This is a genomic window from Anoxybacillus sp. UARK-01, assembly GCF_002075365.1.
In the GTDB taxonomy this organism is placed as follows: domain Bacteria; phylum Bacillota; class Bacilli; order Bacillales; family Anoxybacillaceae; genus Anoxybacteroides; species Anoxybacteroides rupiense.
On record NZ_NASY01000054.1, the window covers coordinates 1 to 14,465 of the forward strand.

The 14,465-nt window shown below is 44.5% G+C and carries 16 protein-coding genes; 12 read left to right on the forward strand and 4 right to left on the reverse strand.

Annotated elements, in window-relative coordinates; translation table 11 throughout:
• Window positions 1–168: 168 nt before the first annotated feature.
• Genes B6A27_RS16720 through lpdA form a run of 6 tightly spaced genes read left to right on the forward strand, consistent with a single transcriptional unit; the run spans window position 169 to window position 6,537 of the window.
• The gene (locus B6A27_RS16720) at window positions 169–567 is read left to right on the forward strand and encodes a thioesterase family protein (RefSeq protein WP_080862706.1); all 399 of its coding nucleotides are present in this window, start codon (window positions 169–171) and stop codon (window positions 565–567) included.
• 12 nt (window positions 568–579) lie between these two features.
• Complete coding sequence (locus B6A27_RS16725) at window positions 580–1,716, forward strand: Leu/Phe/Val dehydrogenase (RefSeq protein WP_044746418.1); 1,137 nt, start codon at window positions 580–582, stop codon at window positions 1,714–1,716.
• A gap of 25 nt (window positions 1,717–1,741) precedes the next feature.
• Window positions 1,742–2,812 carry a pyruvate dehydrogenase (acetyl-transferring) E1 component subunit alpha gene (pdhA, locus tag B6A27_RS16730; RefSeq protein WP_066148585.1) on the forward strand — a complete coding sequence of 357 codons (1,071 nt, stop codon included), beginning with the start codon at window positions 1,742–1,744 and terminating at the stop codon, window positions 2,810–2,812.
• The gene (locus B6A27_RS16735) at window positions 2,809–3,804 is read left to right on the forward strand and encodes an alpha-ketoacid dehydrogenase subunit beta (RefSeq protein ID WP_044746420.1); all 996 of its coding nucleotides are present in this window, start codon (window positions 2,809–2,811) and stop codon (window positions 3,802–3,804) included. Before pdhA ends, B6A27_RS16735 begins: the two co-directional genes overlap by 4 nt.
• 21 nt (window positions 3,805–3,825) lie before the next feature.
• Window positions 3,826–5,100 carry a dihydrolipoamide acetyltransferase family protein gene (locus tag B6A27_RS16740; protein ID WP_080862737.1) on the forward strand — a complete coding sequence of 425 codons (1,275 nt, stop codon included), beginning with the start codon at window positions 3,826–3,828 and terminating at the stop codon, window positions 5,098–5,100.
• Complete coding sequence (gene lpdA, locus B6A27_RS16745; RefSeq protein ID WP_080862707.1) at window positions 5,101–6,537, forward strand: dihydrolipoyl dehydrogenase; 1,437 nt, start codon at window positions 5,101–5,103, stop codon at window positions 6,535–6,537.
• Here lpdA and B6A27_RS16750 read toward each other — a convergent pair.
• Window positions 6,529–6,831, reverse strand: a complete 303-nt coding sequence (locus tag B6A27_RS16750) for a hypothetical protein (protein WP_044746422.1) — start codon at window positions 6,829–6,831, stop codon at window positions 6,529–6,531. The genes lpdA and B6A27_RS16750 overlap by 9 nt on opposite strands.
• A gap of 640 nt (window positions 6,832–7,471) precedes the next feature.
• Between B6A27_RS16750 and B6A27_RS16755 the strand changes: the two genes are divergently transcribed.
• Both B6A27_RS16755 and B6A27_RS16760 read left to right on the forward strand, forming a co-directional pair.
• Window positions 7,472–8,041, forward strand: coding sequence for a histidine phosphatase family protein (locus tag B6A27_RS16755; protein WP_080862708.1), 570 nt, complete (start codon window positions 7,472–7,474; stop codon window positions 8,039–8,041).
• Between the two features lie 91 nt (window positions 8,042–8,132).
• Window positions 8,133–8,852, forward strand: coding sequence for a TcaA second domain-containing protein (locus tag B6A27_RS16760; protein ID WP_080862709.1), 720 nt, complete (start codon window positions 8,133–8,135; stop codon window positions 8,850–8,852).
• 30 nt (window positions 8,853–8,882) lie between these two features.
• Here the strand turns inward: B6A27_RS16760 and B6A27_RS16765 are convergent, their stop codons facing one another.
• The gene (locus B6A27_RS16765) at window positions 8,883–9,563 is read right to left on the reverse strand and encodes an SIMPL domain-containing protein (RefSeq protein ID WP_080862710.1); all 681 of its coding nucleotides are present in this window, start codon (window positions 9,561–9,563) and stop codon (window positions 8,883–8,885) included.
• A gap of 18 nt (window positions 9,564–9,581) precedes the next feature.
• A complete protein-coding gene (locus tag B6A27_RS18740; RefSeq protein ID WP_156450522.1) occupies window positions 9,582–9,722 on the reverse strand; it encodes a hypothetical protein in 141 nt (46 codons plus the stop codon).
• A 162-nt stretch (window positions 9,723–9,884) separates the two neighbouring features.
• Here B6A27_RS18740 and B6A27_RS16770 point away from each other — a divergent pair, with 162 nt between their 5' ends.
• Both B6A27_RS16770 and B6A27_RS16775 read left to right on the forward strand, forming a co-directional pair.
• Window positions 9,885–10,553, forward strand: coding sequence for a 5-bromo-4-chloroindolyl phosphate hydrolysis family protein (locus B6A27_RS16770; protein ID WP_080862711.1), 669 nt, complete (start codon window positions 9,885–9,887; stop codon window positions 10,551–10,553).
• The gene (locus B6A27_RS16775; protein ID WP_080862712.1) at window positions 10,537–11,724 is read left to right on the forward strand and encodes a toxic anion resistance protein; all 1,188 of its coding nucleotides are present in this window, start codon (window positions 10,537–10,539) and stop codon (window positions 11,722–11,724) included. The genes B6A27_RS16770 and B6A27_RS16775 overlap by 17 nt, the downstream gene beginning before the upstream one ends.
• Window positions 11,725–11,755: 31 nt before the next feature.
• Here the strand turns inward: B6A27_RS16775 and B6A27_RS16780 are convergent, their stop codons facing one another.
• Entirely contained in the window at window positions 11,756–12,205 is a 450-nt protein-coding gene (locus B6A27_RS16780; RefSeq protein WP_080862713.1) for a YndM family protein, read from the reverse strand.
• A gap of 341 nt (window positions 12,206–12,546) precedes the next feature.
• On the opposite strand from B6A27_RS16780, the gene B6A27_RS16785 reads away from it, so the two are divergent.
• Complete coding sequence (locus B6A27_RS16785; RefSeq protein ID WP_161491052.1) at window positions 12,547–12,702, forward strand: YozQ family protein; 156 nt, start codon at window positions 12,547–12,549, stop codon at window positions 12,700–12,702.
• 452 nt (window positions 12,703–13,154) lie between these two features.
• A complete protein-coding gene (locus B6A27_RS16795) occupies window positions 13,155–14,465 on the forward strand; it encodes an ammonium transporter (protein ID WP_080862738.1) in 1,311 nt (436 codons plus the stop codon).

The window sequence follows — 14,465 nt, forward strand, 5'->3', positions numbered from 1 at the left end:
ATTGTGTAAACGTTTACAATTTAAACGCTTTACATCGCTAAAATATCTTGATAAAACCTAATTTAAAAATGTTTTGATCTAATAGTCTAGCATATTGAAAATGTTATTTTTTTATTACGTTTATAAAACGTCTTATATTATTCTCGTATTATTAAGAGGGGTGGAGAAATGAAACGAGGGATGAAAGTTGGAGATACAGCTGTTGTGGAGGTGGTTGTCACTCCTGATATGTTTGCGCAATTTGAAGGCCATGTCGTTCATCCGGTTTATTCGACGGTTTCGATGGTGTATCACATGGAATGGGCATCGCGAAAAATTATATTGCCGTATCTTGAAGATCATGAGGAAGGAATGGGGGCAGCTGTTTTTGTTAAGCATGTGGCCCCAACTCTGGAAGGATCGACGGTAACCGTTACGGCCACGGTAACGGAGCTTCGCGATCATGTTGTGATGACGAAGGTGGAAGCGAAAAATGGCGAAAGATTGATTGGTGTGGGCGAGGTCAAGCAAGTCATTTTGCCAAAGGAAAAAATTAAGGAGATGCTTCAAGCGACACTACATTCATAGGAGGAAGAGGGAATGAATGCGGTTACAAATGAATGGAAATCCATTGATTTATTTACACAAATGAAGGAGCATGAGCAAGTCATTTTTTGCAATGATGAACAAACAGGCTTGAAAGCGATTATTGCCATTCATAATACGACGTTAGGGCCGGCTCTCGGTGGCTGTCGTATGCAGCCGTACCCTACTGTTGATGCAGCGCTTTTTGATGTGCTTCGCCTTTCAAAAGGAATGACGTATAAATGCATTGCGGCCGATGTCGATTTTGGTGGAGGAAAGGCGGTTATCATTGGTGATCCGAATAAAGATAAAACACCGGAATTGTTTCGAGCGCTGGGCCAGTTTGTTGAATCGTTAAACGGCCGTTTCTATACAGGAACAGATATGGGGACAACTCCAGAAGATTTCGTACATGCGATGAAGGAAACGGACTGTATCGTCGGTGTGCCGCAAGAGTATGGCGGAAGCGGTGACTCCTCCGTTCCGACAGCGTTGGGTGTGATTTACGGCCTGCAAGCGACGAACAAAGCGTTATGGGGAAGCGACGACCTCCAAGGCAAAACGTATGCGATTCAAGGGCTTGGCAAGGTTGGTTATAAGGTGGCAGAGCAGCTGTTAGAAAAAGGTGCCAATCTTTATGTTTGCGACATTAACCAAGCGGCTGTTGATTCGATTGTTTCCTATGCGAAAGAAATCGGCGGCTCGGTAAAAGTGGTACAAGGTGACGAAATATACCGAACCGATGCAGATGTGTTTGTGCCATGTGCTTTTGGAAATGTTGTCAACGACGACACCATTGATGCATTTAAAGTAAGAGCCATTGTCGGTTCTGCCAATAACCAATTGCTTGATGTACGGCATGGTCAGATGCTGCAAGAAAGAGGCATTTTATACGCGCCGGATTATATTGTCAATGCAGGTGGCCTCATTCAAGTATCGGATGAATTATACGGCCCAAATAAAGAACGCGTGCTGCAAAAGACGAAAGCCATTTATTCGACGCTTCTTGATATTTATACACAAGCGGAAAATGAACAACTTACAACGATCGAAGCTGCGAACCGCTTCTGTGAAAAGCGGCTGGAAATGCGAAGCAGAAGAAACAATTTCTTCTCTCATAAAAAGCGTCCGAAATGGGATATTCGTCTGTAAATAATGAAGAAAAGAGGGTGATGGGATGGAACAGCAATTTCCAATGATTCAAGTGATGAATAACGATGGGGAACTTGTAATGACAGAATACCGTGAACAAATCACAAAAGAATTGGCCATGACCTTTTACCGCCATTTAATGCGCACAAGAACGTTCGACCGAAAATGTGTCAGCCTTCAGCGGCAAGGACGAATCGGAACGTATGCGCCGTATGAAGGACAAGAGGCAGCGCAAGTCGGCAGTGCGCTCGCGCTAAAGGATGATGATTGGTTGTTTCCGACCTATCGCGATCATGGGGCAACGATGACGTTTGGCCATTCGTTAACCCGCATTTTGCTGTATTGGAGAGGCCGAAACGAAGGGTGCGTTCCGCCAAACGGCAAGAAAATCTTCCCGCCAAGCGTGCCGATTGCGACGCAATTGCCGCATGCAGCGGGTGCAGCGTATGCAGAAAAAAGAAAAGGAACAAAAAATGCGGCCATCGTTTATTTTGGAGACGGAGCGACATCGGAAGGAGATTTCCATGAAGGTTTAAATATTGCCAGCGTCTTTCAAGCGCCAGTTGTCTTCTTCAATCAAAATAATCAATATGCGATTTCTGTGCCGATAACAAAACAAATGAATTCGCAAACGATCGCGCAAAAAGCATTAGCATACGATATTCCGGGTGTTCGCGTCGACGGAAATGATGTGTTCGCGGTATATTTTGAAACACAGAAAGCGCTTGAACGGGCAAGAAATGGTGAAGGACCGACGCTCATTGAAGCAATCACATGGAGATATGGGGCGCATACGACAGCGGATGATCCGACAAAATACCGCAATCAAGATGAAAGCAAAAAGCGTCGCGAGCTGGCTGATCCAATCCAGCGTCTTGAGCGATTCATGAAACGAGAAGGCTTTTGGGATGAAACGTGGGCACAATCGGTTCAAGAAGAAGTGGGACGGGAAGTCGAGCGAGCAATAACGGAAATGGAAAACTACCCAGAAGCCAAATCGGACGATATGTTTGATTACGTATTCGCTCAGCCAACGTGGACGATTGAACAACAAAAGAATGAATATAATGCATGGAAACGGGGGAGTATCCGATGACAATGGCGGTTAAAACAAATACGTTGACGCTTGTTCAGGCAGTGACAGATGCGATGCGGACCATGTTGCGTGAACGGGATGATGTCCTTGTGCTTGGAGAAGATGTCGGCAAAAACGGCGGAGTATTCCGCGCCACTGACGGGCTGCAAGCGGAATTTGGAGAAGATCGGGTGATCGACACGCCATTAAGTGAAGCGGGATTTACGGGCGCGGCCATCGGCATGGCGGTTAACGGATTCCGACCGATTGTTGAAATTCAATTTTTAGGATTTATTTATCCAGCCTATGAACAAATTATGACACATGCATCTCGAATCCGTTCGCGGACAATGGGACATTTTACGGTGCCAATAGTCATTCGTGCGCCCTATGGGGCGGGAGTGCGCGCGCCCGAAATCCACTGTGATAGCACCGAAGCCCTATTTACCCATATGCCGGGAATCAAAGTCGTTTGCCCATCGACTCCGTATGATGCAAAAGGGTTGCTGATCGCGGCTATCGAGGATCCGGATCCCGTTTTATTTTTAGAACCGATGAGATGCTATCGTTCATCTCGCGAGGAAGTGCCGGAAGGAAAATATACGATTGAGATTGGCAAAGGAAAAAAGTTGCGTGAAGGGGACGATGTGACGGTTATCGCTTGGGGAGCGATGGTGCCGGTAGCCATGAAAGCAGCGGAGGAAGCGGCGAAAAAAGGTATTCAAGCCGATGTCATTGATTTACGCACCCTTTATCCGCTTGATCGGGATCTCATCGCCGAATCAGTACAAAAAACAGGGCGCACGGTCATCGTTCAGGAAGCGCACGCGACAGGCGGAGTGGCCAACGATATCGTCTCAATTATCAACGATACATCATTCTTATATCAAAAAGCGCCCGTTGAGCGAGTGACGGGTTTTGATGTCCCTGTGCCGTTTTTTGCGCTTGAGGATTACTATTTGCCGACACCAGAACGGGTATTGCACGCAATTGAGAAAGCAGTGAAGTTTTAGTTGGAGGGGGTATAGGAAATGTTGGAAGTCAAGCTTCACGATATTGGTGAAGGAATGACCGAAGCGGTTGTCATCCATTATTTTGTCAAAAAAGGCGATGATGTAAAAGCCGATCAGCCGCTTGTCGAGGTGCAAACGGATAAAATGGTGGCCGAAATTCCTTCGCCAGCGGCGGGGACCGTCCTTGACATTTTCGTTCCAGAAGGTCAAACAATCGCGGTCGGAACGACATTGTTGTCTTTGCAGACGGAAGCGGTTGGACATGAGCAAGCGAAGGAGCAGGCCGCTGTGACGGTCGAAGCGGAAGTCGAAATTGAAAGCGAACCAGTCATAGGCGAGCCTGCCAGAACAAATGAAAGCAAAACAAAACCACAACGAATTCTTGCTTCGCCATACACAAGAAAAATTGCGCGTGAGCATGGCATAGATTTATCTCTTATTCAAGGAACAGGACCAGCAGGACGCATTACTGATGAAGATGTGTATCGCTATCTTCAAGGGCAACAAGCGCCAACACAACAAGAACAAGCAACACGGCTAGCTGCTCCAGCGGCCGAACGCGAGCCTGCGTCCGTTACGGTGACAAAAGAAGAAACGAAAGAGGAAATGATCATTCCGTTCCGTGGCCGCCGCAAGCAAATCGCGAAAAAAATGACGCAATCGCTCTTTACCATTCCGCATTGCACGCATTTTGAAGAAATCGATGTAACGGAGCTTATTGCGTTGCGCGAGGAATTAAAGGAACATAATGTGAACATTTCGGCAACAGCGTTTTTCATTAAAGCGCTCTCGTTGGCGCTGAAACAGTTCCCGATTTTCAATGCAAAGCTTGATGAGGAAAACGAATGCATCCGCCTTGAGAAAGAACATCACTTTGGCATTGCGGTTGACACAGAAGAAGGATTGATTGTTCCGGTCATTAAAAATGTTGAAAAGAAATCGTTGCGCCAAATTCATGACGAAGCGAAAGCGTTGACAAAGAAGGCGATGGAAAATCAATTGTCATTAGCTGAAATGACAGGCGGAACGTTTACGATCAGCAATGTCGGCCCGCTTGGAGGAAGCATTGGGGCAACGCCAATCATTAACTATCCGGAAGTGGCGCTTGTGGCGTTCCATAAAACGAAAAAACGCCCTGTCGTAATGGAAAATGATGAAATTGCTGTGCGCTCGATGATGAATCTTTCGATGTCGTTCGATCATCGCGTTGCCGACGGAGCGACAGCGGTCGCATTTACGAATTGTTTTGCCAAACGAATCGAAAATCCGAAATTGATGTTGATGGAGTTGATCTAAATGGTCGTAGGAGAGCTTGCTCACGAACGTGATGTCGTTATCATCGGCGCGGGTCCCGGGGGATATCATGCGGCGATTCGCGCCGCACAGCTTGGACTCACCGTCACATTAGTCGAAAAAGAGGAGCTTGGCGGCGTTTGTCTAAATAAAGGATGTATTCCATCGAAAGTGTTTGCTCACGCGGCGCAAAGCATGACCAGCGTTCATCACATGAACGACATGGGGATCGAATGGGCTCATGTGGCTTTCCATCCTGGAAAGCTTCAACAATATAAAACAAAAGTGATGAGTCAGTTGCGTCAAGGTGTGGAGGCGCTCTGCAAAGGGAACAAAATCGAAGTCATGAAAGGAACGGCTTCCTTTTTAGCGGAGGATCGGATCGGGGTGGAAAAGGGGGATGCGTTTGATGTGTACCGGTTCCGATATGCGGTGATCGCCACTGGCGCTTCGCTCGTTTCGCCGGCTTCTATCCATGTGGACCACAAGCGTGTGTTGAACGCCTACTCTATTTATGGATTAGAAGAGCTTCCAGAGCATCTTGTCGTCTATGGCAGTGATTATATAGCGCTTGAAGTGGCAACAAGCTTTCGTGCCTTTGGCGTCAATGTGTCGCTTATTTTAGAAGCCGATGATTTCGCTTTCGATTCTTCGATTAACCGCGAATTGCAGCGTTTGCTTAAAAAAATGAAAGTAAAAGTCTATAAGAATAGCCGATTGATCAAAGCAGCGAACGATGGTGAACAAGTGACTGTTTCCTTGTCTGTGAAGGAGCAGGAAACAGTGACGATTGAGGGGTCTCATCTGTTTGTTTCGTGCCGTTTGCAAGCGAATATCGAAGAATTGGGCATTGAACGTCTTGATCTAGAGCGGACAGAAGAGGGATTTATTCACGTGGATGCTCAGTCTCGAACAACGTTACCGCATATTTTTGCCGTGGGGGATGTGACAGGAGGACCAGCGCTTGCTGTCAAAGCGATTAAGCAAGGGAAAGTAGCGGCGGAAACGATGGCAGGAAAGCAATCAGAAGCAGATACGACGTTTCTGCCGACGATCGTTCATTCGATTCCGCCGATTGCCAGCGTCGGGATGACGGAAGAAGAAGCCAAAGAGCAATATAAAGACGTTCGCATCGGACAGTTTCCGCTCATTGGAAACGGCTATGCAAGCATCATCGGACAAAAAGATGGCTTTATTAAAGTGATCAGCGATGCCGACAGTGAAATGGTGCTCGGTGTCCATATGATGGGGGCCGGAGCGATTGAACTCATTTCAAGCGGAGTGATCGGACTTGAAATGGTAGGCCGCGAGGAAGATTGGAAGTTTCCACTTTATCCGCATCCAAGTATCAATGAAAGTTTATTGGAAGCAGTTGAAGCGCTGGGTGCTGAAGCGATTCACCTTCCACCGCTGAAACAAAAAGGAGCGGTCTCAAGCTGAGACGGCTCCTTCAAAAATATCACGATGATGTTTTAAAAGAGTTTGTTGCACTTTAGCGAGAGAAGGTGCTCCGTTTTCAAATGTATATGAACCAAGACGAACCAAAGAGTATTCATTGCCAGGATCGAAAACAACTTCGACAACCTCTTCACTTCCGTCCTTCATTTCTTGAATAAAACCGATATCCGATACCTTTACATCTACTTTTTTATATTTTTGCAATAATACATGATACCCTTTTTTTAGCTCTTCCGTAAAAATGGCTTCCGTGCTGATCAATTCATGAACAACCATTGTTCAACTCCCCCGATTTTCTAAAAATGATCCATAGAGAATATACGACTAATCTATGAAAACATGAATCCTGTTTCGCTAACGTTCACAAAATCGTCATATCTATTTGAACGTTATGTGACAGACTGTTTTTGTCTTTATATTCAAGCGATGTGGAACTGGATAGATTCAGAATTGAAAAAATGGACATCAATAAAAAAGCGAAAATATTTCAAGGAATGGAAAGCATGACGGAAAAGTGACCAGATGATCAGCTGATTTTGCCGATCGTTTTTGTTATACGGATCCGTGCTGACAACGACTTTGGAAAACGGCCTAAAGTTTTATCATATAAGAACATGTTGAGTTTCATCTATATGAAGAGGCGAGTGATGAAGCAAGAATTCAATGTATTTATAAATGAGGAAAATTTTGATATGATCACAAAAAGATAGAGAGTGATCGTTTTGGTTAGAAGGAGAGAATCGAATCGTAAGAAAGAATGTGAGAAGGAAAGGAGAAGCTCATAGATGCAGCGGGCAATACTCATGTATTGGAGCGGGACGCGGGGGAGGTTCATTGGCTGAAAAATGGGCTCCTGCATCGATGATTTCTCATGTTTGATTGAATACGGGCGAGAAAACGTTCAGAGAGGAGGAGAATGGAGATTACGCTCATTCGTCACGGAAAATCTGCGTGGCAGGAAAAAAAGCGATGGATGAATTCCGCGCAGTTTGCTCAATGGATTGCCGCGTATGACGCCGCAGGCATATGTCAAGATCATCTGCCTCCCAGCGAGACACTGAAGAAAGCTCGGAAGGCCAGCGTTTTCATTACAAGCTCATTGCCGCGTGCTGTTCAATCAGCTGAACATCTTTCTCCTTTGTGTGTGGTGGAAAAAAACGAACTATTTCGCGAGGCAGAATTGCCTGTTCCATTTTCTTCTATCCGTTTTTTGCGGCTTCCTGTATCTTTATGGTTGGCGCTGGCGAGAATTTGTTGGTTTTGCGGGTATTCTCCCGGGGTGGAATCCTATTCACAAGCAGTGGTTCGTGCTGAGAGGGCTTCCCAGCTTCTCGTGGAGTATGCGAAACTTCACGAAACGGTAGTCGTTGTTGGGCATGGCTGGTTTCACAAGCTAGTAGGAAGACAGTTGATAAAAAAGGGATGGAAATGTTGTACAAGCAAGAGCACTTCTTATTGGCATGCTTGTACATATATTGCAGAATAAATGCTTTGATCCTTTATCTTTCATTCACATATTTTCCCTAATTCTGTCATAAAAATGAATCAGAAATGCAGAACGGGAGAGGGGAAAGTGCGTGAGGGAGAACGAAAGCCATCATGAAGAGACAAGCGAACAAGAACAAGTGAGTCAAGAAGAAGTAGTGCCATCGCGCCAAAGGATGCGAAAGCAGATTGTGTGGCACAAACGCTATCGAGCGTTTTTATGGGCTGCGATTTTGGGAGTTGTTTTTTGTTTTTTTATTGGTGTGATGATGAAAGGGTATGCTGCACTAAAAAATGAAATGAGCAAGGAAGCGGCCGTTCATCAATTTGAACAAGCGCTTAAAAAGAAAGATGTGCGCACATTGAAAAACTATATTCGGAGCGAGGAAATCACGGTGAACGAAAAAACGTTGGCCCCCTTGTTCACATATGTCGATCAGCATCCAAAGGCATATGAGATGCTTGAACGTGATTGGGAGCGGCAATGGAACGAAAAGCATGTCTATATAAAAGGGCTGACATCCATACCGCCCATTTTTACGATGAAGGTGTATGAAAAACAATTTTTTTTGTTTCACCAATACGTGTTTGAGCCGACCCTTTATTCGTTTGTTATTCGTCAAGAAGAGGAGGCTACGGTGCTTGTGGGTGGTAAAGCCGTTCAAGGCCAACCGACAAAAGAACCGTTTGTGAAGAAGTACGGTCCTTATTTTCCTGGCCTGTACACAGTAACGATAACGACTAAAAAGGAAACGAAAACAAAAAAAGTGGTTTTATTTGGCGGCAAGCGAGTACATGAGATCCAATTTTGAGAGAGGGAGATCCATCAAAAGGGATCTCCCTCAATACGTAAAAACAGCATGAACAATAGCGATAATCGTTACATCCTGTGTTTGAATCGGCGGAGCGGCAGATGCGGCGAGAACAGTCGTTCGCGGCTGTGGGGAAGGATGAATCGAAGAGATGGTTTGCTCTTTTAATTCGATTGGGGTGTCGTGTAAAGGAAGGCTGAGCGTGCGGGCAAGAACGATCGCTTTTTCTTGAGCATTTTTGACAGCGAGAGCGAGAGCTTGCTGATAATAGGGCTGTTCATGCGCGAGTTTAAATTGCAGTTCGCGGGCGATATTGGCTCCGTTCGTTACAGCCGCTTCGTAAATCATGCCGACCGTTTTTACATCTTTCACTGTAATTTCAAAAAGATGTTCGACCTCATATCCTGCTAACACGGCGATATTGTTTGTATACGTATATTTTGGATAAATTGAAAACGAGATCGTATCGATTTCTTCCTTATGAATGCCGATCGCTTCGAGCGCTTGAATCATGGCGTTTACCCGCTTCGAGTTGCTGGACAGCGCTTCAAGTGCGTTTGTATGTTCTGTGCGAATACCAAGTGTGATCGTTACAGTATCCGGCTTCACATAAAGAATGCCTTGACCAGTGACAGTGATCGTTCGCGAGCGTGGGGCGGCTCCCGGTACGGAAGGTGTGGCGTAATACGAATACGGGTGAGCATCATGCATAAGAACACCTTCTTTCCTCTATGCTGCGTTGCGATGGTCGTCATCTTCAAGCGCATACCAATAATAGATGCGCGGCAATCTAAAATAACACCAATATTCTTGTAACAACGTCAAGCCAACAAATGCACACATTTGCCAATCAATATATTTCATTTTCAATTCTTCATCTCCTTCATTGGCAATCCTTGCTATAGTCAGCATATTCAGGCTTGAAGTTGTCTTATGACTTTCGAAAATGAAACAAAAATCGCAGTTGCTTCGTATCAAAGGGGAGGACATGGTATAATATCAATAATCCATTTATTTAAGGAAGGGATAAAAATGAAACGATTGTTGATGACCCTTTGGCGGTGGTTTGTTTCGTGGAACGTCGGTTTTATAACAGCCACGATCGTTTTCTTTCTTCTTGATTATCAATTTTTTCTTTCATTTATATCAGGAACAGCTGCTATGGTGCTTACCTCTTTCTGTATGAAATGGAGATCGCAGCGAATTCATGCCGGCGATCTCTTAAAAGAAGAAAAAGACTATATACGCACACAACTTGCAGAAGCGCGAAAAAAATGGCGAAGAATGCGGCGGGCGCGTTTAAAGATTCGATCAATGGTGATGTGGCAGCGGATATCACACATTAGTGCTACCGTGGATAAAATGATTCAAGCGGTTGAACGGCAGCCGCAAAAGTTTCGCGTCGCTCAGTCATTTTTCATCCAAGAGCTGGATTCGGCAGTGACGATGATTGAAAAGTATGCCTATCTTATTCACCAACCTGTTCGCAGTGAAGAAATGAAGGAAGCGCTGCGCAAGACGGAAAAGCTTTTAGAAGAACTGGAGAGCTCAGCTGAACAGCAGCTTTTGGCGATCCTTTCGGATGATGTGTTCGATTTAAAAATTGAAACCAAGCTGCTAGAGCAATCGCTTCTTGAAGAACAAAACAAACCAAAAAACACAGAGTGGAGAGAGGAGAAAAAGTATGAAACCGTCCGATAACGAAGCAAAGAACGAACTTCGCGAGCAAGATTGGACAAGCTCGCTTGATTCGCTCCTCGAAAATCCTTTCTCTTTGCCTGCGGAACAAAAGGCAGGATCTGTTGAAGAAGAGCGACCAAACAAGCTGATTGATTCACTTAAGCAGGAACATCGTGAAAAAGCGCTTCAGCTTGCCAAGCAAATTGATCCGAGCAATCAGCAGGCGATCGTTCAGTACGGAGTAGCTGCGCAAGCAGAGCTGTCAAAGTTTTCGCATACCATTTTAAATCATGTTCAGGCAAAAGATGCAGGACCTGTTGGCGAAGTGATCAGCTCGCTGATGACCAAAATTAAAGAAGTTCGCCCAGATGATTTGTTACCGGAGAAAAAAGGCTTCTTGTCGCGGATTTTTGGCTCTGTATCTAAATCGCTTCAAGGGATGGTAGCGAAATATCAAAAAATCGGTGTGGAGATTGATAAAATTGCGGATCAGCTGGAAAGGCATCGTCAGTTGCTATTTCGCGACATTATGATGCTGGAAACGTTATATGAGAAGAACAAAGAATATTTTGATGCGCTCAACATTTATATTGCGGCAGCCGAATGGAAGCTTGAGGAATTGCGAACCGTGCTCATTCCAGAAAAAAAGGAGAAAGCTCAACAATCAGGAAATCAAATGGAAATGCAGGAAGTCAATGATTTATTGCAGTTTGCTGACCGTTTAGAAAAGCGGATTCATGATTTAAAGTTAAGCAGACAAGTCACCATTCAAACGGCGCCACAAATCCGGATGATTCAGCATATGAACCAAACGTTGGTCGAACGAATCCAATCTTCCATTCTCACCGCCATCCCATTATGGAAAAATCAAGTCGTGATCGCATTGACGCTCTTTCGCCAGCAAAAAGCTGTACAAGCGCAAAAGCAAGTAGCGGAAACGACCAACCATCTATTGCTCCGGAATTCAGAAATGCTGAAAACGAACAGCATTGAAGTGGCGAAAGAAAATGAACGCGGCTTGATTGATATTGAAACGCTAAAGAAGACACAGGAAAACCTCATTACCACATTGGAGGAGACGCTCAAAATTCAACAGGAAGGGCGAGTGAAGCGCCAGCAAGTAGAGCGCGAGCTTGTGAATATGGAGGAACAGCTCAAGCAAACATTGTTATCATTAAAACGAGAGGAATAATCAAAAAAGCTGACCGCATTTATAACGATGGTCAGCTTTTTGGGTTTTTATGATTTGGGTCCAATTCTTCTGCCGTTTCCATTTGTACAGAAGGAATCAAAGGCTTAGCCGGATGTTCTTCGGCGGCTTTGCCATCGCGCAATACGATTTGCTGCATATAGGCGTGAAAAGGCGCTTCACCAAGAGCAACAAGCAACGCTGTGAAAAATGAGGCATTCAATACCGCGGCAGAGGCGGTATAAAAGCTGCCAACTCCTATCCATAGTCCAAAAAAGACAAGGCCAAAATCGGCAATTGTTGCTGACAGATTCCCAAAACGCGTTAAAATCCATAAATCGCCAATTGCATAGGCAAAGCATGTCATCACAAGGCTCAGCCATAAAAGCTCCGCCGTGGATACTCTCAGAAATAAAGGAATAATCGAAAAAAATATGGTTGTAAGTAAAATGTACTTAATCACAAGAGAAAGAATATGCTTCATTGATAAACGCCATCCTTTTATATGAATTATTCCGCAGGACGATTCGGTCCGTTCAGCTTCTTATCCCCGTACCCTGTCTTTTTCGGTTGGGAATGGGATGGATTTGGTTGTTTGCAACTTTTATTGTGTGAAGAGTGTGTCATGTGCTCGCCACCTTTTTAACCATATTTCATGTCATCGTTAGTTTGGCCTATTTTCTCCAGTTTATTACAACCATAACGTTTCTTTTTTATTTTCTTTTACGTTTACATTTAAGAATGAATCGCGAGGAATGGCTCAAAATAGAAGGTGAGTAACGGTTGAGTACACTGTCCATCACGATGATGAAGGAGGAAGTTAGTATGGCTGAAAAGCAACAAGGTGATTTGAAAAGAACGGAAGAGATTCAGAATAAGGAAGTTAACGACCGAAGATCTTTAGGATTTTCAGAAACTCATGAACAAGTGAATGATGTATATATGGAAGGAACAATCGATGAGGTGTCAGAAGAAGAGTAAAGTGTTATCGTTAGGATAAGTTATGTCACATTTTATAACATTATTTGTTTTTTATAAGGGAGACATAATGGATCATGAGTTGACACGTAATGAATATAAACGCAACGGAAAAGTTGAATGGACGATAACTGTAAAAATACAGGCCTTAGAAAATTCTCGTGACTTACTTCACATCTCTACGGAGAAGGGGGGACAATGGGCCGTTATTCACGTTTCTGTGAGCGGCATTGTTCATGTAGGCCGACGCTCCAAGCCTGTTAGGTTTCCTCATCGATTATCATGTCAAAAGAACGCCTTCAACAAGGCGTTCTTTTTTATGTAATAATAATTTACAAAAAAATTAAAAATGTAATCGTTTTCTTAAAAAATAATGGTTGCTACCGTGAAATATATGTAATATATTATAACATATATATGTTATGTATAATAACAAAGGAGAAGGGGAGATGAAGATGAGTCCAAAAGAAATATCGTTAGCGCTTGACTCATTATGGGTCATGCTTGGGGCTGTATTAGTGATTGGAATGCAAGCGGGATTTGCCCTATTAGAAGCAGGATCGACGAGAATGAAAAATTCGGGCCATGTTGCCGGAAAACAAATTTTAAGCTTTTCTATTGCTTCTTTGGCGTTTTGGGCGTTTGGTTTTGCGATTACATTTGGAACTGGTAACAGCTTTATTGGAACGGAAGGATGGTTTTTAAAAGAAGGAGATGGGACATTTGATGCGTTATCGTGGGCAAATGTACCTCTGGCATTGAAGTTTTTATTCCAGCTTGGATTTGCAGGAGTATCGCTGGCGATTGCTTGGGGAGGTTTTGCGGAACGGGCGAAACTGGCAGTGTACTTTATATTCGGAACGATTTTTACCGTATTGATTTATCCGGTGATTGGCCACTGGGTATGGGGAGGCGGCTGGCTTGGAGAAATGGGAATGCAGGATTTTGCAGGTTCGACTGTCGTTCATTTGCAGGGAGCCGTTGCTGCGCTGATTGCCACCATTTTGCTTGGGCCTCGTATCGGAAAATTTAATAAGGATAAAACACCAAATGTGATTCCAGGACATAATCAAGTATATACCGTCATTGGCGGCTTTATCTTATGGGTGGGTTGGTTTGGATTTAATGCTGGAAGCACGATGGCTGTAGGAGACGGATTTTTCGGCTATGTCGCTTTGACAACCAATCTAGCAGCTGCAGCTGGAGCCGTAGCGGCGATTGTTACTTCGAAAATTATGATCGGAAAAGCGGATATTCCAGCGATGGTCAATGGTGTTTTAGCGGCTCTTGTTGCGATTACAGCAGCGTGCGCCTTCGTTGAACCATGGGCTGCGGTCGTCATTGGAGCCGTAGCAGGGGCGGTTACATTTTGGACATCTGTATATTTTGAACGAAAAGGAATTGATGATCCGATTTATGCGTTTTCCGTTCATGGCATCGCCGGAGCGATTGGAACGATTTCGACCGGATTTTTTGCTTCACCGCGCTTGGTAGAAATTACTGGAGTGGGGGAAGCGGGACTTGTTTATGGAGGAGGATTCCATCAATTAATCGTTCAGGTTGTCGGCGTGCTGGGGGCAGCTGTTTATGTCGCAGCGGTGTCATTTATTGTCCTGTTTCTTCTTAAGAAAACGATTGGGTTGCGTGTTACGGCAGAGCAAGAAATTTCTGGACTTGATATTAGCGAGCATGGATCATATGGTTATCCAGAGCAATTAGATCCTGTGTTTATCAACCCTTCCACAAAATCAGTGGTTCAACAGTAA

What these genes read in the sequence shown, in the direction of transcription:
- B6A27_RS16770 (WP_080862711.1), top strand. Translation starts at nt 9,885, where the DNA reads ATGAAACGATTGTTGATGACCCTTTGGCGGTGGTTTGTTTCGTGGAAC.
- lpdA (WP_080862707.1), top strand. Translation starts at nt 5,101, where the DNA reads ATGGTCGTAGGAGAGCTTGCTCACGAACGTGATGTCGTTATCATCGGC.
- B6A27_RS16735 (WP_044746420.1), top strand. Translation starts at nt 2,809, where the DNA reads ATGACAATGGCGGTTAAAACAAATACGTTGACGCTTGTTCAGGCAGTG.
- B6A27_RS16765 (WP_080862710.1), bottom strand. Translation starts at nt 9,563, where the DNA reads ATGCATGATGCTCACCCGTATTCGTATTACGCCACACCTTCCGTACCG.
- B6A27_RS16720 (WP_080862706.1), top strand. Translation starts at nt 169, where the DNA reads ATGAAACGAGGGATGAAAGTTGGAGATACAGCTGTTGTGGAGGTGGTT.
- B6A27_RS16775 (WP_080862712.1), top strand. Translation starts at nt 10,537, where the DNA reads ATGAAACCGTCCGATAACGAAGCAAAGAACGAACTTCGCGAGCAAGAT.
- B6A27_RS16795 (WP_080862738.1), top strand. Translation starts at nt 13,155, where the DNA reads ATGAGTCCAAAAGAAATATCGTTAGCGCTTGACTCATTATGGGTCATG.
- B6A27_RS16755 (WP_080862708.1), top strand. Translation starts at nt 7,472, where the DNA reads ATGGAGATTACGCTCATTCGTCACGGAAAATCTGCGTGGCAGGAAAAA.
- pdhA (WP_066148585.1), top strand. Translation starts at nt 1,742, where the DNA reads ATGGAACAGCAATTTCCAATGATTCAAGTGATGAATAACGATGGGGAA.
- B6A27_RS16785 (WP_161491052.1), top strand. Translation starts at nt 12,547, where the DNA reads ATGGCTGAAAAGCAACAAGGTGATTTGAAAAGAACGGAAGAGATTCAG.
- B6A27_RS16780 (WP_080862713.1), bottom strand. Translation starts at nt 12,205, where the DNA reads ATGAAGCATATTCTTTCTCTTGTGATTAAGTACATTTTACTTACAACC.
- B6A27_RS16750 (WP_044746422.1), bottom strand. Translation starts at nt 6,831, where the DNA reads ATGGTTGTTCATGAATTGATCAGCACGGAAGCCATTTTTACGGAAGAG.
- B6A27_RS16725 (WP_044746418.1), top strand. Translation starts at nt 580, where the DNA reads ATGAATGCGGTTACAAATGAATGGAAATCCATTGATTTATTTACACAA.